This window comes from Dehalobacter sp. TeCB1, assembly GCF_001707455.1.
Taxonomy (GTDB): Bacteria; Bacillota; Desulfitobacteriia; order Desulfitobacteriales; family Syntrophobotulaceae; genus Dehalobacter; species Dehalobacter restrictus.
Genome location: NZ_MCHF01000056.1, coordinates 96,090 through 115,467 on the forward strand (window position 1 = coordinate 96,090; position 19,378 = coordinate 115,467).

General features: G+C 43.4%; 25 protein-coding genes. 2 read left to right on the forward strand and 23 right to left on the reverse strand.

All coding sequences use genetic code 11. The annotated features are described in order from the left end of the window. Positions 1-28 precede the first annotated feature (28 nt). The 18 genes from A7D23_RS12175 to A7D23_RS12250 form a co-directional block, all read right to left on the reverse strand. Positions 29-1,483, reverse strand: coding sequence for a radical SAM protein (locus A7D23_RS12175; protein ID WP_068883968.1), 1,455 nt, complete (start codon positions 1,481-1,483; stop codon positions 29-31). 14 nt (positions 1,484-1,497) lie between these two features. Continuing rightward, a complete protein-coding gene (locus A7D23_RS12180) occupies positions 1,498-2,325 on the reverse strand; it encodes a hypothetical protein (protein ID WP_068883970.1) in 828 nt (275 codons plus the stop codon). Then, positions 2,325-2,573 (reverse strand): hypothetical protein, encoded by a 249-nt coding sequence (locus A7D23_RS12185; protein ID WP_068883971.1) that lies wholly within the window; start codon positions 2,571-2,573, stop codon positions 2,325-2,327. The genes A7D23_RS12180 and A7D23_RS12185 overlap by 1 nt, the downstream gene beginning before the upstream one ends. Positions 2,574-2,734: 161 nt before the next feature. Next, the gene (locus A7D23_RS15690; protein WP_141690674.1) at positions 2,735-3,262 is read right to left on the reverse strand and encodes an A24 family peptidase; all 528 of its coding nucleotides are present in this window, start codon (positions 3,260-3,262) and stop codon (positions 2,735-2,737) included. A 23-nt stretch (positions 3,263-3,285) separates the two neighbouring features. Next, on the reverse strand, positions 3,286-3,810 hold the full coding sequence (locus A7D23_RS12195) for a hypothetical protein (RefSeq protein ID WP_068883973.1): 525 nt from the start codon (positions 3,808-3,810) through the stop codon (positions 3,286-3,288). Positions 3,811-3,820: 10 nt separating this feature from the next. Beyond that, positions 3,821-4,309: a hypothetical protein gene (locus A7D23_RS16435; protein ID WP_242871525.1), complete on the reverse strand. Its 489-nt coding sequence runs from the start codon at positions 4,307-4,309 to the stop codon at positions 3,821-3,823. Positions 4,310-4,325: 16 nt separating this feature from the next. Next, positions 4,326-4,502, reverse strand: a complete 177-nt coding sequence (locus A7D23_RS16135; RefSeq protein WP_176714421.1) for a hypothetical protein — start codon at positions 4,500-4,502, stop codon at positions 4,326-4,328. Between the two features lie 16 nt (positions 4,503-4,518). Continuing rightward, positions 4,519-4,689 carry a hypothetical protein gene (locus tag A7D23_RS16140; RefSeq protein WP_176714422.1) on the reverse strand — a complete coding sequence of 57 codons (171 nt, stop codon included), beginning with the start codon at positions 4,687-4,689 and terminating at the stop codon, positions 4,519-4,521. A 15-nt stretch (positions 4,690-4,704) separates the two neighbouring features. After that, entirely contained in the window at positions 4,705-5,598 is an 894-nt protein-coding gene (locus A7D23_RS12205) for a hypothetical protein (RefSeq protein WP_242871526.1), read from the reverse strand. A gap of 12 nt (positions 5,599-5,610) precedes the next feature. Next, a complete protein-coding gene (locus A7D23_RS12210; RefSeq protein WP_242871527.1) occupies positions 5,611-6,288 on the reverse strand; it encodes a type II secretion system F family protein in 678 nt (225 codons plus the stop codon). Positions 6,289-6,560: 272 nt separating this feature from the next. Further along, on the reverse strand, positions 6,561-7,982 hold the full coding sequence (locus tag A7D23_RS12215; RefSeq protein WP_068883979.1) for an ATPase, T2SS/T4P/T4SS family: 1,422 nt from the start codon (positions 7,980-7,982) through the stop codon (positions 6,561-6,563). After that, positions 7,979-8,833 (reverse strand): hypothetical protein, encoded by an 855-nt coding sequence (locus tag A7D23_RS12220; protein ID WP_068883981.1) that lies wholly within the window; start codon positions 8,831-8,833, stop codon positions 7,979-7,981. The genes A7D23_RS12215 and A7D23_RS12220 overlap by 4 nt, the downstream gene beginning before the upstream one ends. Positions 8,834-8,844: 11 nt before the next feature. Further along, entirely contained in the window at positions 8,845-9,609 is a 765-nt protein-coding gene (locus A7D23_RS12225) for an SAF domain-containing protein (RefSeq protein ID WP_068883983.1), read from the reverse strand. Positions 9,610-9,719: 110 nt separating this feature from the next. Further along, positions 9,720-11,609, reverse strand: a complete 1,890-nt coding sequence (locus tag A7D23_RS12230; protein WP_068883985.1) for an NlpC/P60 family protein — start codon at positions 11,607-11,609, stop codon at positions 9,720-9,722. A 45-nt stretch (positions 11,610-11,654) separates the two neighbouring features. Next, positions 11,655-12,062 carry a DUF6075 family protein gene (locus A7D23_RS12235; RefSeq protein ID WP_068883987.1) on the reverse strand — a complete coding sequence of 136 codons (408 nt, stop codon included), beginning with the start codon at positions 12,060-12,062 and terminating at the stop codon, positions 11,655-11,657. 70 nt (positions 12,063-12,132) lie between these two features. Further along, a complete protein-coding gene (locus A7D23_RS12240; protein WP_068883989.1) occupies positions 12,133-14,469 on the reverse strand; it encodes a VirB4-like conjugal transfer ATPase, CD1110 family in 2,337 nt (778 codons plus the stop codon). Next, positions 14,462-14,827 (reverse strand): PrgI family protein, encoded by a 366-nt coding sequence (locus tag A7D23_RS12245; RefSeq protein WP_068883991.1) that lies wholly within the window; start codon positions 14,825-14,827, stop codon positions 14,462-14,464. Before A7D23_RS12245 ends, A7D23_RS12240 begins: the two co-directional genes overlap by 8 nt. Before the next feature lie 58 nt (positions 14,828-14,885). Beyond that, complete coding sequence (locus A7D23_RS12250; RefSeq protein ID WP_068883993.1) at positions 14,886-15,083, reverse strand: hypothetical protein; 198 nt, start codon at positions 15,081-15,083, stop codon at positions 14,886-14,888. 239 nt (positions 15,084-15,322) lie between these two features. Between A7D23_RS12250 and A7D23_RS12255 the strand changes: the two genes are divergently transcribed. Beyond that, positions 15,323-15,577, forward strand: a complete 255-nt coding sequence (locus A7D23_RS12255; RefSeq protein WP_068884117.1) for a helix-turn-helix transcriptional regulator — start codon at positions 15,323-15,325, stop codon at positions 15,575-15,577. Between the two features lie 90 nt (positions 15,578-15,667). After that, complete coding sequence (locus tag A7D23_RS12260; protein ID WP_015042123.1) at positions 15,668-15,946, forward strand: hypothetical protein; 279 nt, start codon at positions 15,668-15,670, stop codon at positions 15,944-15,946. Positions 15,947-15,957: 11 nt separating this feature from the next. Here the strand turns inward: A7D23_RS12260 and A7D23_RS12265 are convergent, their stop codons facing one another. The 5 genes from A7D23_RS12265 to A7D23_RS12285 form a co-directional block, all read right to left on the reverse strand. Beyond that, positions 15,958-16,797 carry a hypothetical protein gene (locus A7D23_RS12265; protein WP_068883994.1) on the reverse strand — a complete coding sequence of 280 codons (840 nt, stop codon included), beginning with the start codon at positions 16,795-16,797 and terminating at the stop codon, positions 15,958-15,960. 63 nt (positions 16,798-16,860) lie between these two features. Further along, the gene (locus A7D23_RS12270) at positions 16,861-17,088 is read right to left on the reverse strand and encodes a hypothetical protein (protein ID WP_068883996.1); all 228 of its coding nucleotides are present in this window, start codon (positions 17,086-17,088) and stop codon (positions 16,861-16,863) included. 5 nt (positions 17,089-17,093) lie between these two features. Further along, the gene (locus A7D23_RS12275; protein WP_025204913.1) at positions 17,094-17,402 is read right to left on the reverse strand and encodes a TrbC/VirB2 family protein; all 309 of its coding nucleotides are present in this window, start codon (positions 17,400-17,402) and stop codon (positions 17,094-17,096) included. Between the two features lie 27 nt (positions 17,403-17,429). Next, positions 17,430-19,193 carry a VirD4-like conjugal transfer protein, CD1115 family gene (locus A7D23_RS12280; RefSeq protein ID WP_068883998.1) on the reverse strand — a complete coding sequence of 588 codons (1,764 nt, stop codon included), beginning with the start codon at positions 19,191-19,193 and terminating at the stop codon, positions 17,430-17,432. Further along, positions 19,180-19,371: a hypothetical protein gene (locus tag A7D23_RS12285; RefSeq protein WP_025204915.1), complete on the reverse strand. Its 192-nt coding sequence runs from the start codon at positions 19,369-19,371 to the stop codon at positions 19,180-19,182. Before A7D23_RS12285 ends, A7D23_RS12280 begins: the two co-directional genes overlap by 14 nt. Positions 19,372-19,378: the final 7 nt, after the last annotated feature.

Below are 19,378 nucleotides of genomic sequence, written 5' to 3' on the forward strand. Positions count from 1 at the left end.
ACAAATTACACTCTTTTCTTAAAATTTATTAAACGACTAAAAACTCCTTAAGCTTATTTTCCGCCTTAACCGGAGCATTAATAAGCTTAATTGACTCATCTAAAATCTTGCGGATCATCTTAGCGCTCCGGAATTGATTCGTGAAAAGGAAATTAAGAAATCTTGGGTTATATTTTGGCATATCATCAAAATCAATTTCATTGATAACCCGAATGATATGGCTGATGACCTGTCTATGGATATAACAATTTTCAGGTTCAGGCTTATTCATAGATAAATCATATTGTAGGTTATCATTAAAGCAGCCACAGTGACAGGAAAAGTAAAAATCACAATCACTGCAGTTTTCAAGCATTCGGCGAGTACCCTCGATCCAACGTTGATGATTGGGATGGTTAAGAATATCCTGGACCGACTCCATATCAAATATATTGCCGAAAGACATTGATGCGTTTTCGGGCCAGTCGCGGCCGCAGTGATAAATCGTGCCATCGGGCTGAGTTGAAAACCAATTGCTGGCACAATCAGCAAAATTGCAGGAGCCTCCGGCTTCTAACGCTGTCCTGAGATACCTTTCGCATATATCGGAATCAGCTGGTCTATAAGTATCCTCAATCCAGTAATCGAAGAATTTGCAAAGTTCTTTTGCCACCACTTTACCCTCCAAGGTATAAGTGTTTTCATTTTTACTGGCTGAGAAAATGAGGTTCATTTTGCATCCGATTCCCAGCCGTTTAAAATATTCGTACTCTTCGATCATGTGCTGGATGTTATCTTTGGTAAGAATTATAATGGCCCCGCCCATAACGCCGTATTTATCTGCCAAGGCCAACGACTTCATTAATTGACCGGTATTCTTGCGGGTTAAATGATTGGTTAACCCGTCAAAACTAAAGCCGGGACGGATGTTAAATTTACTTAGCATAGCTGCATTATCATCATCGATTAAAGTTAAATTTGATTGCATACAGATATCCACATTTTTAAATTGCCGCCTGATTAAATCATTGGCTGTTTCATAAAAATCTTTGTCAATCAGTAACGGCTCTCCCCCGTGCCATATCCAAGACCCAATATTCTCATCTTTAAAAACCTTAAGAAGCTGCTTTACAAGATCAAGAGAAATAATATTTCCTTCAGCATTCAAATCCTTACGAAACATGACATCATAACAATACGGGCAGTGCAAATTGCAAGCGTGGGTAGTTTTGACTATAAGCGTTGTCGTATCGGGGTAGCCAATATTCTCAATAGCATCCATCTTTCTAAAATCAATATCGTTTTTAAATAGATCTTTATGACGTTCAAACTGTTTTAGCGATGATGAAAACATCATCCGTTTATTGTCGTCTATGACTTCCAAAATCTCCGAAGCATTCATTCCCGGCATGATTAAACGATAATTGCAGCTTCTGAGTTGCCTTTCATAGCGATTGTTATATTTACGAAATTGATGCAACTCATCTTTAGAAATTAAATTCATAACTTTTTTCTCCTCTAATTCTCTAATTGGGTTGCTTGTTCGGAATCCACTTTCCAAACACCGTTTACCTGAAGTAATATAACCCGTTCTTCATATTTACTTACCCAATAGTTGCCGCCGTTTTTAGCGGCATTAATCACGGTTACAAATTTTATAAAAGCGCCTTCTTGGTTGTTTAATTGAGGGATTTGATTAAAACTGATATCCGCAAGTTCAATTGATTTCACCTGTCTGGTATCCTTATTCTTTATACTTTCAGATTTAAAACTAGGGAAGTAATTATCCAATTCCTGCTGGAAACGGTCTGTCGTATAACTGCTTCCCGGCATTTGGGCAGCCGATTGCAGCTGTTTATAATCTGTTGTCCGGAATACTGATAACCATTTTGCACCCACTTCATAAGCTGCCTTTTCTTTATCCGTCTTTGCGGCATCATTTCTTAAATCAATCGGATACCCTAGACTATATAAGGACAGGTCAGGATTTGTTACAGGTTGAGGCTTGCTGTTTGTAGTTTCCGATCCTTTTGGTGCTGCTCCAGAAGTTGCTGAAGTCCCCTCTTGCGAATTGTTCTTAATTTGCGGGCTATTTTTAACTTGCGGTTTTTTTTCGGTCTGTGAGTTATTGTCTTCCTCTTCTTTTGGGAGTTCCTTAATAGGCTGCAATTCTTTCTCGGTCTTTTGGTTGTCTGATTGATTATTATTTTGAGTTTCCGTATTTTTTATTGCAGGTTTTGTGGTCTGAGGTTGAGGAACAGCTTTTTTTGAACCGCAGCCAAATAACAATAGGGATAAAATGAGAAAAATAATCGGGAATATCAGTTTGCTTTTTTTATTAAACATTATGGGTTTCTCCTTCCCGTTTCTCCAACCGGAACCTGTTTATCACCCATTTCAATGTAAACTTTGGATAGTGTATTCACCCCTGCAGAATCCGATTTACGCCTCCCATCCATTTGGGATTCCATTTTTTCCAACTGCATAAGAACTGCAAATTTAATAAACTCAATCTTATCCAACCCTATAGAAAGGCTGAAACCTTCAGCTCTTTGATTTAAGTTATCTGATACATCAAGTTCCCATTTAACCAATTACCAACACCCCTTTTACTTATTCTTTAAATGTCTTACGACTCCCGCGACAAGAGCAATCACGCCGATTCCAAGGACAATTGGCCCAATGATATTCATAATCTCACCCCTTTATACCATATTACAACATATATAGGAATTTTTTGGTATTATACTAAAATTTATATTAAATTGCCGAATAAATGGCTTAAAAACAGAGTTACAATAAAGGAAATGGCAATTAGAACTGCACCCCCGCCCGGAAATTCGGCCTTTTCATTAGTAAAATAATTTGTATTCTCCCCGAGAACAAATAAAGAGATTGTATCTGCTCTGACATCCGTAAAAGTCCCGGCCAATCCTTTCAATTTAATCGTTCTGATGAAAAAATAGAAAAAAGCAGAGAACATACAAATTGCTAAATTTAAGAATACCCCTGCAGGGGGTAAATACAGACTTAATGCCAGTAATAACTTTGCATCCCCGCCCCTCATGGCTTTCTGCGAATATACTATCATTAAGATAAAGAACATAAAAATGTACGAAAATAAAAACGTAATAGAGAACTTATGAAAACAGGCAATAAAAAAAATGCCCAGTAAAATACCAGGGAGAGTGATCCAGTTATATATTTTTCGTCTCCGCCAATCAGTTATCGTGCTTATAAGCAACATCAAGATTGGAATGATATAAAAAAATCGTTCGGGCATAAACTATCCTTCCTTTCATTTTTTTAAGGAGATATTCTGAGTGATGCATCTTTGGCAACCTTTATCGTCCAGTAGGGAGTCGGATCAACCAGCTGGGTGAAACCCCTCCACACTTTCACCTCAACATAAGCAACATAACTGGGGTAAGTAATCGCATGCCCATCGATAGAGCTTACCGCTGGTAATACGTCAGAATTATACGCATGGTAATAAAGCGTTGCTTTGTTGATTGCCATCACCGGCGATCCCGGCAACGGATCAAGGTTATTGTCTAAAGATAAATTTTTCTTCAGCATATCGAGAAATACGCTGTCCGCTTTTGCTGAGTCTATAGCCAGAATTCCTTGATTAAGCTTAGCCTGATCCGTTTGCTCCGTTGCTGCCAGAGCTGCAAACTTTACGCTGTCGATTATTCCGCGTTTAACGTTTATGGCGTGGTAATAGTCTGTTGCCCATCCGAATAGAGCTAGAAACAGGCCAAGGTATATTAAGACTTCAACTAAAGATGAACCCCGTTCATTGTCCCGAATATTTTTTAATATTTTCATGTTCATCACCTTAAGGTAAATATTGGCTCATAATGGTTTTCGTTACGGATATTGTCTGGGAAGCAGACACCGGATGACCGCTTGACCAATCCGTAAAATTGCGTGGTCCTGAAACGGTTATGGTAATGTACTGACCGTACGAAATGCGATTCGTATCGTTGCCCGATCCGGTAATCGTAAACGAATTGACATTCACCCCGGTATGGGCAAGCTGATCTCTTATCAAAGTCTGAACTTCCGTTGTTGTCCCGCCCACAATAGCAGCTCGTTCAAGTCCCAAGTTTACGGCATTAATCATTGATCCTTGCATATTATTCAAGAAAAACATTGAGAAGAAGGCAAAGAAAATCATCATCCATAGACCGAAAACAATTAAGAACGAGATTAATGAAGATCCTCTTTCATAATCAGGATTTCTTTTTCGGTTTCTAAGAAAAAATAATAATTTGTTTTTCATAAAAATAAGCAGATAGTACGCTTTAAACATACTATCTGCCATTCTCCTTTCCTTCTGATTAAGGGGTCGTTATTCCGTTAATGCTTGTATTCATACTGGTGAGCTTTCCCTTCACGGTCGTAAACAGGGTTGCCACAGCACCGATCGTAGCGAGAACACCGCCGAATATCCAGATGATATTCTGGATTACATCCCCGCCCTCATCGTTATAAAGTGCTTTGAATAAATTGATCATGTCTTCATCACCTTTCTTAATTTAATACACTGATACCGGTTGAATCATTCGTTACCTTGCTTTTTACTGTGCCGAAGATAATCATTGCTAAGCCGACGGTTGCTAAGATACCGCCAATTAACAATATAATTTCTTGGGTTAAATCCCCCCTTTCATCGTTGAGTAATTCCTTTAAAACATTCTTCACAAAATAGACCACCCCTCACATTACTTGACTTAGATTTTGATTTGCTTGCAGCAGTAATGGCACAAGGATAATGATTGGGATCATAATAAAGGGTATTGTTGTCAAAGCTTCGACAATCATTTTCCGCTTTTTATATCTGCTCATTTCCTTTAACCCTTCTATATAATCAATATCCTTGGATCTGCTTTCCATGTACGCTACCATATGGGTATTATCGATGGTGATCGACTGCAGCAAAATATCCGCGAAGTTTCGAAATTCTTCGATATCGGTCTCTTTACTTAGCTTGGCAAGCGCGATTCTAGGTCCTTGTAATGAAATTTCTTGCAAAAGTTTTTCTAAATGAGGCTTTAATCGATTCGTTGCGAAAAAAGATCCTTTGATAGAATCGGTAATGGAATGGCCGGCTTTTCGCAGGTCAACGATATAGGTCATTGCTTCGGATAATTCATTCGTTAATTCTTCCTTGTATTTGGCATATAGGTATAGGAGAAGAATTGTCGGGGCCGTGATTCCAGTGAAAAAGCCTACAGCAATTAAAAAACCTAAGATGAGGATATTTTGGGAAGCCAAACCGGCAAAGCCAAATAAAACGGTAAACAAAAAAGGGCTGATGCCCTTAAGTGTCTTAAAGTCCTTATACCCTAAAGATAACGGTTTTCTCGGTTGCTTGAGAATTTCAAGAATCAGGTCTGTTTTATTGTTTTTACATTTATTTTCAGTTTCTCTTTGCTTTGGAAAATACTTTTTAATTTTTGTAAGAAAGGAATCTTTTGTTTGCCTATAAGTAATAACCGTGCTGCTTATTGAATTAATCCTTTTAAACTCTTTTCTCGAATTCCTAATAAAGAAGCTTATGAACAGCACAAATAAGCCCATGGAAACGCCCAGGGCGCATAAGATTGTCATCATATTACATCCTTAATCCTCCATCGATAAATATTTTAATAAAAGCCCGACCTCAATAAGTATGGCAATAATAATTGAATCTGTGTAATAAACGCCTATAGAAGACTGTTTAACCAGCATAATGGAATCTGGCCAGAAAAGCCCGACTGCGAAATAGACAACAACCATAACTATGGTAAAGACGATTGCCTTTGATATCAATGGGCTTAAATCTTCTTTAATCGTTTGGGCTCTGGTCTTTTTCGAACGTATTTTACCAATTAGCCGATGCAGATTCTCATCGGTATTTCCCCCGGAAATAACGGAGGAATACACTGTGTTGTAAAAGTCTCTGAACGCTTGAATTTTGAGAATATTGGCAGTCCTTAACACTGTCTGATCAAAACTTTCGCCGCCATTTACTTCAGCTTGGATTCTGCTGATCAGCGATTTCATTTGAGAAGGCATCCCCTCGATTGAATCCCAAGTGGCTGCTTCAAGGTTATTCCGCACGATATAGTTATTAAGAATCAAGGTAAACGTATTTAATGCCTGCTTATTGATCAATTTGCGTACGGAATAATAGGCGATATTCAATACTAGCCATGGAAATATCCCGCCCACAAATGTAACGATTACGATAGCTAAGACGTTATATTTCATTACCAATGCTTGCGAACCTTGAATACTGGGGACTGTAATTTTAAACATACATATCGATCCCGCAAAGGTGATAATTAAAAAGATAATGCTTATAACCACGAATGTTTTGAACTTCATGTTCAATTGGATGATTTCTTTACGCTGATCAAATAGAACTCGTATTTTGTTCATGAGACCTGTTTCTTTAAGGGCTCTTTCTTGGATAGAGGTTAAGCTCTTTCTAATATACCCTGCAAGCTTTCTCTTTTCTCTATCCTGGAAAAACCAAGTAAATAAAATAATGAGTAAGCCAATACTCATTCCATAACAAAGAACCAGAATCACTTCAACCACCTCTTTATCTTGTCAGCATTTCCCCTTCCTTTAGCGATTAACCTTTTGGCCAGCTTTTTTGTTATAGGCTTAAAAGTCATGTTTCCGTTACTGTCGCGTTTAAAAATGTCTTTAATGACGATGTTATCGTTATCATCTAATTCGATTTCGGCAATTTGGGTAATTTCAATTTTTCTATCGATGTTACTTAATTGTATGATGATATCGACCGCTGTCGCTATCTCGCTATTAATAACCTTATCCGATACATTGGATATGGCCTGCACTTTTGTCCTGAGCTCTTGGCAGCAAGACTCGGCATCATAGGTATGAATGGATGCCATGGTGTTGGCATGGCCTGACCGCATGGCCCTTAAAGTATACATGGCTTCAATTGGATACCGGATTTCTCCGACCAGGATAACATCCGGGTCCATGCGCATAATTTGGGGATAGATTTCTTCAACGCCGATCGGATTGTATTTGGTATCTCTTTCAAGCATCTCCACAACTTCAAGTTTAGGATAATACTTCAGCAGCTGGAGTTCCGGCCCGTTTTCAATTGTAATAATCCGCAAACCGCTTTCTGGATCACCAACACCGTTATATGCAGGGATCAATTCCTGTAATATCCCGGCTAACGTCCTGATTAAAGTTGTTTTCCCCGTATGCGTTCCTCCGCTTACGATGATAGTCGCCCCGGCTTTTACTGTGTCATAAAGAAAATCCAGCTGTCTGTAAGAATGGCAGGTATCATCATTTCGCCCTTCGAAAAGATCATCCTGGTCACTTAAGGAAATTCCGGGTTCAGCAGTTTTTAATGTGCCGATACGCTCAAGTTCCTCCATGGCAAAGTTCTTATCCCGAAACCTGCGGATATTGATGGTTATCCCATGGCTGGGAACGATTGAGCTTTTGTTGATGACAACTCTGCTTCGGTCAGGGAGCCAAGCATTATCTACCATGGGGCTGCCCTCGTTTGCTTCGGAGTGGCAGGTAAGCAGTATTTTTTCTGCGATTTTTTCTAAATGCTGATAATCTTTAAATTGAATATTCATGGCTTGGTAGCGAATACCGTTTTTCTTATAGGTAACTTTATCTATGCCGTTTACACATATTTCAGTAATATCGGGGTTAAGGTAGATTAGATCATGCAAAATATCGTAACCGACGATGTATTTATATACTTCCCAGATAATTTGTTCGATGCCCATATTCGGGATTTCAACTTTGTTGGTAAAAAGAATTTCCTTCATTACTTCTTTTATTTTTTCTTGAGCTCCAGAATTTCCATAGATGGCGTCGCTTAGCAATTTAGCATGTTTTTCCGCCAATTCTGTTTGGATGATGCTTGTTGCTTTAAATAGTAATTTTTTATCGTCTTCAGAACTTACGTATTCTTTTGCAGCCTGGGCTAGACTGACTCTCATATACTATCACTGTCCTTTTTATTACTAAATGAAAAGAGCCTAAATCTTTTGGCCCCCTTCTTTTTTAATGGGATCTCTTTATGCAGCTTTAATAATGCTTCCTTTACATGATCTGCAATTTCGCGATATTTCAATAGGGAATCCAAGGTAACGGTAAGGTTATCATATTTAACCTTCGGTATCGCCGGTATGGTTCCGATTAAGGGGACTCCAAGATTTTTCTCGATTTTTTCTTTTGTGTACATGGCCTTATCCGAATATTGATTGATTAGTAAGTGAAATTTATTGATTCCGACCTGTCTTACATATAAATTGTTAAGCCACTTTGCTGTATTTTCGATAACATTTCTGTTTTGGTCTACGATAGCAATCACATCGGTCGCCATTTTCAAAGAAATATCTGTAGGAATGATGAGTGTATCGCTTTGGACATCAATAAAAAGAATATCCACTATCTCAGAGAGCTCGGAAATAATCGATTTTGCTTGGTTCAGCCCAAGTTTTTCTATCAGTTCGGGGTGCTTTGTTAAGCCTGTCCAGTAGAGAAGGTTAGGAACATCCTTAGTTCTGAAGGCATTTTCTTCTAAGATATCTTTATACGAGAAATTATCTTGCCAGGACTTCAAAACGAATTCGATCATGCTTTCTTGATCTTCAGTATCCAAGAATAAATGGATACTGGGAGTTATTACCGCAAAATCCAATAGCCCAACTTTTAAGTCAGATATTCTGGCCAAGGTTTGAGCGAAAGTTAACGCCATAGTTGTTTTTCCAACACTGCCTACACCCCAAAAGGCAATGACTTTTTTATAGTCCTTCTCTGATGTCGGTAGCTCGTTATTATTTGTCATTTTCGAGCCCCCTATTTCTGCATTGCTAATAAAGCAAGGATAAAATCTTTAGACACATTTACGTTAGAATTTTCAACAACTTGGTTGATATTATAAAGGTTTACCGAGTCTCTGCTTCTTTTACCGAGTGAGAGCGTCCCCATTGTCTCTGCCTGTTTGATGATAAGAAATTGCCGGGGCGTTACTTTTGCAATGATTTCAACCGGAATACCCTTTGTTTGGTTTCCATTGGAAAGACTTATAACACTTTCTGCTTTGGACTGGATATAGGGCGTATCTGCTGAAGTGAGAATATTACCGGTTGCATCGGCTGTGGCCTCGATAAATAAGTCCGTTAATATATATCCTGTCATGGATGTACTTACTGATACTTTAGGGTCAACACTCATAACAAGATCAACCGTTTGCCCGTATCGGACTAAACCGGCAATTGAACCGTTATAATCCGTCTTGAAGGCAATCAGCCGGGTGTTATTTGCTGAAGCTTTGGGATTTTGTTCTATTTTATCGGTTCTGACAGGATCTCCTTCCTTTAACGGCCAATTCAATGTTTTTCCGATAACTTGATTTTTGTCGGTGGCAGTGCTATCAGGGACGCTATCCCTTGGCACTTTTTTTATAATCAGCTGCTGGTCATCGACAACGGTGTCTTCTGAAATATCTGAGGCAGCAAAGACAACTGGGATAAGACCTTTTGAATAGTCGATTTGCAAATAGATTCCAATTCCACTCCCTAAAGCTAGGATAGCTCCGATAATAAATATAATTCTTCTCAAAACTTACACTCCTTCATTATTTCTTACTTGATAAACCGGGGAAAAAACTCTTTTTGGAGTTATCTATATACAGCATAGATAACTTCTGTGTATTTATATAAAGGGTAAAGCTATTCAAAAAACTTAGGTCTGCCGATCAGATAATAGCTTGACGGGCTGGACCCGGATATAGCGGTTATCGCTACATTGTTCTGGCCAGCGTTACAGTTGGCAATCAGCAGATTTCCGTTTTCCTTGCCCACAACAATGCCTACATGGCTTAGGTCGGAATAAAATGCCAAATCTCCGGGCTGAGCACTGACCCAGTTTAACGGCGCACATGCGGCATATTGGTTAGCAGTACCGGTTCCAATTATTTTCGCAGCATCTGTATTACCTGCCGCATTGACGAATACCCACGCCACATAGCCGGAACAATCCAGACCGAAAGGCCGTATTGTTCCAGTTGTGGAACTGCCCTCGTCAGTTACTTCTGTAGGTATTCCCCATCGGCTGTCCCAACCGATAACAGTGGATTTACCTCCCCAAAAGTAATTTACATTACCGACAAGGGAATAGGCGGCTAGTACAACCTTTTTCCGCTTTTCGTCCAAATCCGGCGGCAGGTTGTTCATAATAGCTGCAATTTCCTTCGGAGAAAGGGTTATATCCGTATAACTACCTATAAGCCTTAAAAATAGCTGCTTGTATTTGTCCTGCATCAACTCATTTAACATCTCCGCTTCTTGCTGATTGAAATTGTATTGGGCGATCATATCCGAATAAGATTTCGAGATCACATGAATATGCAATATAATCTCGGTACTGGTCGTTTTCCCATCCGTGTGCTCAATCGTGTCCAGCCAATAATTGATCTTATTCATTTCCCAAAATATGTTTCGAAGGATTTCCACTTTTGTGTCGTCAAGAGTGGCAACTTCCGTGCCGTTCTCCGGATCGGCGGCCACTTTCACCGCGTACACCGCCAGAATGTCCCGCCAGTTGCTGACCATAGTACTGCTGCCGTTATTGGAGAAATCCAGCGTGTCATGGGGATTTTCATTCTCTATTTGCTCGATTTTTGCCGTGAATTCCCCGTTTAACCGGCTGACGGCCTCCGTCATAACCGGCGTATTCTTACCGGTGTCTTCATTGGAAAAGAAAACTCCGAATACTGACCCTGACATAAGCCCTACCAGGCATACCAGTAAGATGATAACAACCGCTGCCCAACCTCCGGCGGCAATCAGCGCAATCAGGCTCTTCAATGCTGCACTTATCGTTTTAATAGTGGCCAGCATTGCTTTTGTCGCCGTTTTTGCTGAGACAGCCGCCGTTCTTGTTGCGTTCCGTGCTGTCTGTGCTATTTTTTTGGCGGTTTTGACGGTGTTTTGGGTTGCTGACCGTGAGGTCTTAATGGTTGTCTTAGCACTGCGTTCGATGGTCTTAACTCTTCTTTGCGCCGTTTTTACCGTGCCTTTAGCCGCTTGCTTTACGGTTATACTACTCTCTCTGGCAGATTGTTTGATCCTGCGTCCTGTTTGGCCGTGAATTTTGCCGCCCGGCAATGCTGCTTTTTCTGCGGACTGAAAAACTGAATCTTGGAAGGTCTGTGCAGCTTTTCTTTCAGCCGCTTGCTTCGCCGTTAAAGTTGCTTTGCCCTGAACATATCTCTGTTTTGATCTTGGAACTCCGGCTCCGGTTTCGGAGGTATGCCCCGACTGGTCCCCGCGAGTAATAGTGTTGAAAGTACTCGTTCCACCTGACCGCCATTCCCGGATTTTCCACACCGCTCTTTTGCTGTGCTCTCCTGCAGTTACCGCTTTTCGTCCGACTGTTTTCGAACCGTCTTTTACTCTGCTCACGGCATTGTCCACATAGTTACTGTCTTTGTTATGTCCGTTTTGTTCCGCTTGCTCTTTTGTACGGATATAGGCGTTTTTCATCCTATGAGATACATCCGAAGCCTTATCCAACACCTTAATATCTTTAAGAGTTGATTTTGTCCTTATTTCTTTCATTACCCTCATCGCCTTCCCCGATTGGACTCAATCTATCTGAACGGTTTACAGTTCCTTTGCAGAGAGCTGCAGGGCAGGACGCTCCGGACTCCGGCAATACTCGGGATAACGCAGCCGGATAGCTTCGAAAAAGTACGGCGCAAAACGGCAGTCAAATAATTCATACGGCGTGGAGTACCTCTCTTTTTCCTCCTCAGTCCACCCGTTCCAAAGGTTAAAAGCCAAGCGGCACAGACGGATGGTTCCTCCCGTCTGCCAGGCGGCTCCAAGGTTTTGCGGCTTAAGGCACTTCTCTTTAAAATCAAACAAGGAACGGATATGGTCCCTTGTTTCCTTACTTATCCCCATCGTGTAGAAAAATGCCCTGTGATACACGTCAGTATTACCTGCCGCATCGAGCATATTGAAATAAAAGGCCTCATGCTCTTTGCCTGCAAACCGGATATTTTCCATTGAATTTCCTCCTTCAATATGATGAAAAAGTCGTCATTACGTACCGGCTTTCCCCAATAAACATATAGGATTAGATTTCAGCCTGTTCACCAGGTTTTGTGGTCATCAGGCGATAGAGCCTGGTGTTGCGCGGAAATTGATCGGCAAAGGGGACAAGGGAGCTTCCCACCTTAATCAACCCGTTCCCCGCGTCCACGTTGGTGATGTAGCTGAGCTGAAGGTCAGAAATGTTTAAAAGCCTGGCCAGCTCCATTCTGTCGGTGCTGGCCTGATTGAGCATGACGATAAATTCACTGTTGGCCAGCATGGTCCTGGCTGTGTGACTCTGCAGCAAATCATCAACATTTTGGGTAATGCCTGTGCAGAATGCCCCGTACTTCCGGACGCGCTTCCATAGGGTAAAAAGGAAATTGGCCGAATACTCATGCTGAAACATCAGGTAAATTTCATCAATAATTATGAAAGTATTTTTACCCTTGGCCCGGTTCCGGGTAATCCGGTTCAGGATGCTGTCCAGCACCACCAGCATACCGATGGGCAAAAGCTGCTTGCCCAAGTCCAGAATGTCGTAGCAAATCAGGCGGTTGTTGACGTCCACATTGGTCGGTTTGGCGAAAGTGTTCAGGCTGCCGCTGGTGAACAGCTCAATAGCTAAGGCAATTTCCTGCGCTTCCGGTTCATCCTGTTTTAAAAGCTCCGCATGAAAATCCTGCAAGGTGGGCGTTATCCCCTGAAAGTTGCTTTGCAGATACTTCCAGTACACGCTCGCGGTACAGCGGTCGATCAGGGACTTCTGTTTGGCCCCCAGGTTTTGGCCGCCGATCAGCTGCTCACATAAGGAAAGGACAAATTCGGATTTTAGGATGACCGGATTAGCCCCGTCGCCGTAATCGCGGTTCATGTCCATGGCATTAATATGGTTCGGGGAGGTTGCGGAAATATGAATGATCTCACCGCTCAAGGCTTTGACAAGGGAAGAATATTCTCGCTCCGGGTCGATCAGTATTATGTCGTCATCGCTGGACAGGATCTGGTTGACAATCTCCCGCTTGGCTGTAAAGCTCTTGCCGGAACCAGATACGCCCAGGATGAAGCTGTTGCCGTTTAGGAGCTGCTTACGGTTGGCGATTATCATGTTTTTAGATATGACATTTTGACCATAATAGATGCCCCCGCTGTGGGAAATTTCCTGCGCCCGGAAAGGAATAAACACCGCCGTGCTCTCGGTGGTTAACGTCCGGATAGCCTCGATTTTTCTTAAGCCCAAAGGCAGTGCCGTGTTAAGTCCGTCCATCTGCTGGAATGTCAGGGTGGAAAACTGACAAAGATGCTTCCGTGCGGTAGTCAGAAGGGTTTCGGTATCGCTGTCCAGCTGCTCCTTGCTGTCCGCAACATGCACCATGGTCAGCACCGCAAACATCATCCGCTGGTCGCGGGTTGTCAGGTCGTCGAGGAATTCCTTACTTTCTTTGCGTTGCTGTTCCATGTCGTAGGGCACAACGGCGGAAAAGTTATTGTTCTGGTTTTGCCGTCTCTGCCAGTTTGTGATGTTGGTTTCCACCCCAAGCAGTCTGTTTTCCACCTCCCGTACCGCTTCATCCGTGGGGATGGGGATAATATCCAAAGAGAGCATCATGCTGCGGTTCAAATCGCAGAGTTCGGACACCATGCTGTCTTTGATATAGCTGGCGTATTCCCTTAAGAAAATGACGCGCCCGTACTTGTTTCCCATGCGGAAGTGGTCTTTTGCAAATTCAAAAGTGTCTGGAGAAATATAATCCTTGAAGTCGTGCCCCTTTTGCATTGTTTCGGATAGATCGAACCGGAAATCCGTTTCTTCGCCGGGACGGAAAAAATCATGCAGGATGCGCAGGCGGTCAATGGCATCCAGTTCCACACACTTGGAGCCAAGGTGGGAGAAGTGGGTGATCAGGTCGGCTCCGATGCGAGAGAAGTAGTTCCGCGCTTCCTCGATATTCCTTTTCAGCACCGCTACGGTCACAAATTTATCCTGGACAATCCCGTTAGCACCGGTGGCCTTGTCCAAAAGCATCCGGTTGTATTCCCCGCGGTAATCGTCCAGCCCGTCTCCCTTGAGTGAAATGAGGATAGAGCTTTCAAAATCCGTTTTGTTCAAGCGGCGGTTGTTGATGGTGATTTTGGTGGTCGCTCCGCTGTCCAAAGAATTGAGCAGTTCTGAATAGGATAAAAACATTGCTTCCTTGTCTTCTTTGGAGGCCACCGCGTAATTAATATCTGTAAAACGAAAGGACTTGGAAAATTTGTTGCCCACCTTAAAAATCCCGTCAGACCAAATAGCCTTAATCGGGATAACCTGCTGGACGCCTTTGGGGATAATAAACTTTTCCTTATCCTGCTTCATGATTTTTTGCAGGGTCTTAATCATAGCGTTTTGATTCCTCCCTTTCCTTGTTTTGAACGGTCTGCTTCAACGCTTCGTAATACACGTTTGTCGGATAAAACATCAGTTTTTTGGGCAGGATAAACTCCGATTTGAGATACGCCCAGAAAAACTGTTCCGCTGTCATGCCGTGATAGCGGATAAACCCCATGGCGGCTAAGGGGAACGCACCCAAAATGCACACCCAGCTCACTGTTTCCGTGCCTAAGACATTCCGCAGGCCGAAGTAGATGCCGACGGCAACGCCAATAGCTAGGAGAGAAAAAACAAACTGCCGCATGGACAGTCCAAAGAACAAGCTTTCTGTGTAATCCCGGATTTCCCGGTTGATTTTAACTTCCAAAGTGCATCCACCTCCGTAAAAAAACAGCGCCCCTCAACGAAGCGCCATCAAGAATTTTTTACCGTTCCTGCCGGTTTTTTTTATGCTTTTCTTTTTCGATTTGGATCTTGACCACCAATTCGTCAACCTTACGGTTCTGTTCCATAAATTCCTCATCCTGTATAAGGCGAATACCGTTTTTCAAGGCTTTATTACCAAGTCTGTTGAGTTTTTTCTTCTCTCTTTCAAACTCGTCATAGAGAGACCCCTTTTTCATTCTCTAATCTCCTTTGTCTGATTTTAAGCCGGATGACAATGGTGTTCTTCATCATCCTCATACTGCAGATTGATGTGTTTGCGTACCATGAAACAACAGATTTCTTGTCTCATCTTTTAGAAGGGCTCCTTTCGGTTTTTAATGCGAATAGCGACTTATTTTTTTATTTTACTGCGATTATCGCATCAAAACCATTGTCCGCTCAAATAAAATTGAGAAGAATAGTGAGGTGCAAAGGTATGAAACCACGGCAGAACCAGCCCGGCAATAAAAACATGATTGGAGCCAAGGTTGTTGCCCTTCGGCAAGCAAAGAAAATAAAGCAGAGAGATTTTTTGGCGAAACTGCAAACCGTGGGCTTGGATATCAGTGCGACAAGTCTTTCACGTCTTGAAGGGCAATACCGTCTTGTTCAGGATTATGAGATCGTTGCGATTGCGAAAGCATTGGATATTTCTATTGAAGATTTGTTGGGGATAAGAGGGAGTGATTAATAAGGGTACGCTGCTAAAATAGTCCGTGCGCAGCCTTCCATTTCCTTCCTTGATACGTGATAATAAAGGATAGGAAAGGAGGGTTTGTTTATGTTGTATACATCCATTTTCTTATTTTTACTGATGCTGGCTCTAAACTTCATCTTTAAGATTGCGTCGGTTTTTCGCTTGGGTGTGCCGTTGCTTTATGTTCTTTTGGTGGGTGCTTTGTTCCCCAACTTTGTACAGGAACATGAAATGCTGACAACTCTAATCTTTTTAGCCCTGCTTGGCCTTGTGGCACTGAGTTGGGTTGCGGCCATCCGCCGAAAAATCCGGCACAGACGGGAGCAGAAGGAAAACCAATATTATGAGGACATAAACACCTGAGAGTATAAAATTTACAACCCCATCATTTCCCGCACCACCCGGTCAGCCATTTTTACGGCCCCGACCAGCACCAGCATATTGAAAATCGACTCCCCGATATAGGACCATACCATTGTGACGGCGCTGGCACCGGTGTCCACCACCGGTGGGGAAGACGCAAAGACGGAAAAAATTACGCAGGCCAGGACGATAATGGCTCCTTCCAGACACACGGCGGCGTAGCCTTTCAAAAAGGCTTTGCCGATGCTTTGGCTCGGCTCTCCGGCGAAGGAGGCCAGAGGCACAGGGGCAATGGCGGTGTATAAAAATATTTTAAAAAAGCGGGCGTACACCGTAAGGATCATAATAAAAGACAGAACCGTAATAAATAAACCGCCGATGAGCGTCACCGCCCACAGTGGAATACTCGCCCAGAAACCGCAATTCTCAATGGCCTGCACAATGGTGTCAGGCAATACGGTCGGGGTGGTCGTCCCAAAGCCTGCAGCGCTCATGATGCTGGAGATAATCCCCTGCACGATATTGAACAGCGCCATCATTAAGTCCAGTCCATAAGTCACGACGCCTTTGGCCAGGGCAAAACGGATGAACAGCTTTAAAGCGTGTTCCGGCTTTTTGACTTCGGCGAAGCTGCCGCAGGTTTTCACTACGCCAATGACAAAAAACAACACCAACAGGGCCATGCCAACGGCCTGCAATGCGCCATGAATATTAACGATAACATTCCAAATACCGCCGCCTTTAAATTCAGTTGGCGATTGGGTAATAATTTGCAAAATCTCCGCCAGTTTTGCATTCCAGGTTGCCAGGGCGTTATTGAGATTGTCGATGACCCAGTTGCCGTTTGACAAATAAACTCACCTCATTTCCGAGACAAAGCCCGCGTACGAAACGTGGGCTTATCTTTGTAATCGTTACCGGCATGGTTCATCCCTGCTGGGCATTTTGTCCTTGATGACGCCATATTTGTCATCCACGTAGAATTTATTGACAAACGGGTTATAGATTGCATGGCACTTGACTCCGTTATATTCGGCAAGATAATCGTTGTCACCCAGCCTCTTGAGGATGGTAGCTTTCCGCAGTTCGCCGTTCAGTGAATGAATGTGCATTTCTTCATTGATCGGAAATGTATTAAACATGGCGATCAACCTCCTGTAATCAGAGTAAGGATCTCTTTGGCAAAGGTAATAATCACTCCGCCCGCCAGCGTCAGGAAGCCGTTGGCCCGCTGGGAAGGGTCGTGGGATTTAAGGGAAAGGCCGATTTGCACAATGCCGAAGCCTAAGAGAATCATCCCAATGGCGCGGATCAGTCCAAAGATGAAGTCGGACAGATTGTTGACCACCTGGAGGGGATCGCCTGCCGCGTAAGCAGGGGCGGCCAAGAAGGAAAGCATTAGTACCAGTGTGCAGTAAACTGCAATAGTCCTTTTGATTTTCCTGGACATTTTCATAGAATCATGCCTCCAATGTATTGTTTTTCAGGATTGCATCTGGGTTTCGAGTTCTTCCTCGGAGAGAAGCTCATAATCGCTGTTTTCGTTTAGAACCATAGCTTTCCAGTCCAGGGCAGTTTCCGTACCGCCGTGCCGGAAAGGTTGGCCGCTGCCGTCAACAGTCAGTTTCAGATTGGAGTGTTTAAAGATATCATACTTGTCGTCCATAATGGCTCGTTCACCGCGGATAAAGAGCAAGGCATAGCGGTTGTCCAGCATCCGCACCTCGTCGGGGGTCAGAAGCTCGCGCCCTGACAACTGATAATTGACGGAGTAGCTTCCATTACGGCCCTTGCTCTGACCGTAGGTGTTCATGTCAATGGTTTCTTTGCCTAAAAGCTCGGATACATACTTATGGGTTGACTGCTCATTGCCGCCCAAATACAAAAATTCGTCGCAGTTGCCGACAATAGATTCCCAGGTATCTTTAAACAAGGCTTTGAGCTGTGCCAGGTTTTGTAGGATGATGGACACGGATATTTCCCTGGAACGTATGGTGGACAGTAGCTTGTCAAACTCATCAGGCAGAGCGACATTGGCAAATTCATCCATGACAAAATGGACATGAACGGGCAACCTGCCTCCGTACTTATAGTCGGCAAGGTACATGAGGCTTTGGAATAGCTGGGTGTAAAGCATCCCGACTATAAAATTAAAGGATGAATCGTTGTCGGGTATCACGGCAAAGAGCGCTGTCTTTTTCTCCCCGACTGAGGACAGCTCCATTTCATCCACCGTAGTGATTCCCGCAAGGGTGGACAGGTTGAACTTTTCCAGCCGGACACCCAAACCGATGAGAATAGATTTGGCGGTTTTGCCCGCCGCCAGCTTGAAGATATTGTATTGCTTCACCGCCAGATGTTCTGGCTCTCGCATGGCAAGCCGTTCAAACAACTCGTCCAGTGGACTTTGGTAGCTTTCGTCGTCCTCATGCACCTCGGCGGCGGCGATCATCTCCATGACCATCGGAAAATTCTGCTCTTCCTTCGGCGCTTCATAAAGAAGATAGAGGATTAACGCCTCCAGCAAAGCGGTTTCAGCGCGTTCCCAAAAGGGGTCGTTAGTGTTGGAACCTTTGGGCGTAGTGTTGCGGATCAGGTTGGTGACGAGCTTTAACACGTCTTTGTCGTCCTTGAGGTAGGCGAAAGGATTGTAGCAATGGGATAGGTGCATGTTGATTAAATCCAGAACCTTGATTTCATAACCTTTTGCTTTCAGCAGGTTTCCTGTGTCCCGCAAAATTTCCCCCTTGGGATCGAGGACGACGAAGGAGGTATTGGCCTGCATAATGTTGGGTTTGGCGTAAAATCTCGTCTTGCCGGAGCCGGAGCCGCCCACCACCATGACATTCAGATTCCGTTTGTGCTTATGGCCGTCCAGGCCGATACGAACGTTTTGCGTCAGGATTTTGTTTTTTTGAGGCTCTTTGTCCCGGTATTTCTTGCAGACAGTCGCCGCGCCTCCCCAGCTCGCGCTGCCGTGCTCCTCTCGTCTACGGTAATTGCGCTTGGTGGAGAGGTAAATCCCTGTGCCCATGCCGTAGGCGGCAACAAAGAGCAGGATGCACTTGAGCGAATCGTTTACCCACCGAATATCAAAAGGATTGTTTATCGCTACCGTGAGATTGGCAAGGATTTCAGGAAGGCGCCCGGAAAGGGAAGGGGCGGTCAGCAAGGCCGCCCATACCACAGGGATTAAAAAAACCGCAAAGAGTATCAGGTTGCTCCTTGCGATTTCAGCGCGCTTCATCGTGACTCCTGCGCTTCTGCTTTTTGGTCGGGGCGTCGATGGTTTTGAGAAGCAGCTCGTCTACGGCATCGGTGGGGCGTTGTTCTTCAATCAGGCCGTTTCTGAGTTCGTTCAAGGCGTTTACCATAACGCCGTATTCGTAGTCGTCCAGGGTAAGCACCCTTTCTTCTTCCTTCATAGGCAAT

Bases quoted from the DNA above. Each gene is read 5' to 3' on its own strand.
- A7D23_RS12205 (WP_242871526.1), bottom strand. From the start codon at position 5,598: ATGACAATCTTATGCGCCCTGGGCGTTTCCATGGGCTTATTTGTGCTG.
- A7D23_RS12240 (WP_068883989.1), bottom strand. From the start codon at position 14,469: ATGATTAAGACCCTGCAAAAAATCATGAAGCAGGATAAGGAAAAGTTT.
- A7D23_RS12275 (WP_025204913.1), bottom strand. From the start codon at position 17,402: ATGAAAATGTCCAGGAAAATCAAAAGGACTATTGCAGTTTACTGCACA.
- A7D23_RS12235 (WP_068883987.1), bottom strand. From the start codon at position 12,062: ATGGAAAATATCCGGTTTGCAGGCAAAGAGCATGAGGCCTTTTATTTC.
- A7D23_RS12255 (WP_068884117.1), top strand. From the start codon at position 15,323: ATGAAACCACGGCAGAACCAGCCCGGCAATAAAAACATGATTGGAGCC.
- A7D23_RS12285 (WP_025204915.1), bottom strand. From the start codon at position 19,371: ATGAAGGAAGAAGAAAGGGTGCTTACCCTGGACGACTACGAATACGGC.
- A7D23_RS12210 (WP_242871527.1), bottom strand. From the start codon at position 6,288: ATGTTTAAAATTACAGTCCCCAGTATTCAAGGTTCGCAAGCATTGGTA.
- A7D23_RS12270 (WP_068883996.1), bottom strand. From the start codon at position 17,088: ATGTTTAATACATTTCCGATCAATGAAGAAATGCACATTCATTCACTG.
- A7D23_RS12175 (WP_068883968.1), bottom strand. From the start codon at position 1,483: ATGAATTTAATTTCTAAAGATGAGTTGCATCAATTTCGTAAATATAAC.
- A7D23_RS15690 (WP_141690674.1), bottom strand. From the start codon at position 3,262: ATGCCCGAACGATTTTTTTATATCATTCCAATCTTGATGTTGCTTATA.
- A7D23_RS12180 (WP_068883970.1), bottom strand. From the start codon at position 2,325: ATGTTTAATAAAAAAAGCAAACTGATATTCCCGATTATTTTTCTCATT.
- A7D23_RS12215 (WP_068883979.1), bottom strand. From the start codon at position 7,982: ATGAGAGTCAGTCTAGCCCAGGCTGCAAAAGAATACGTAAGTTCTGAA.
- A7D23_RS12230 (WP_068883985.1), bottom strand. From the start codon at position 11,609: ATGAAAGAAATAAGGACAAAATCAACTCTTAAAGATATTAAGGTGTTG.
- A7D23_RS12220 (WP_068883981.1), bottom strand. From the start codon at position 8,833: ATGACAAATAATAACGAGCTACCGACATCAGAGAAGGACTATAAAAAA.
- A7D23_RS12250 (WP_068883993.1), bottom strand. From the start codon at position 15,083: ATGAAAAAGGGGTCTCTCTATGACGAGTTTGAAAGAGAGAAGAAAAAA.
- A7D23_RS12260 (WP_015042123.1), top strand. From the start codon at position 15,668: ATGTTGTATACATCCATTTTCTTATTTTTACTGATGCTGGCTCTAAAC.
- A7D23_RS12280 (WP_068883998.1), bottom strand. From the start codon at position 19,193: ATGAAGCGCGCTGAAATCGCAAGGAGCAACCTGATACTCTTTGCGGTT.
- A7D23_RS16135 (WP_176714421.1), bottom strand. From the start codon at position 4,502: ATGATCAATTTATTCAAAGCACTTTATAACGATGAGGGCGGGGATGTA.
- A7D23_RS16435 (WP_242871525.1), bottom strand. From the start codon at position 4,309: ATGGCAGATAGTATGTTTAAAGCGTACTATCTGCTTATTTTTATGAAA.
- A7D23_RS12195 (WP_068883973.1), bottom strand. From the start codon at position 3,810: ATGAAAATATTAAAAAATATTCGGGACAATGAACGGGGTTCATCTTTA.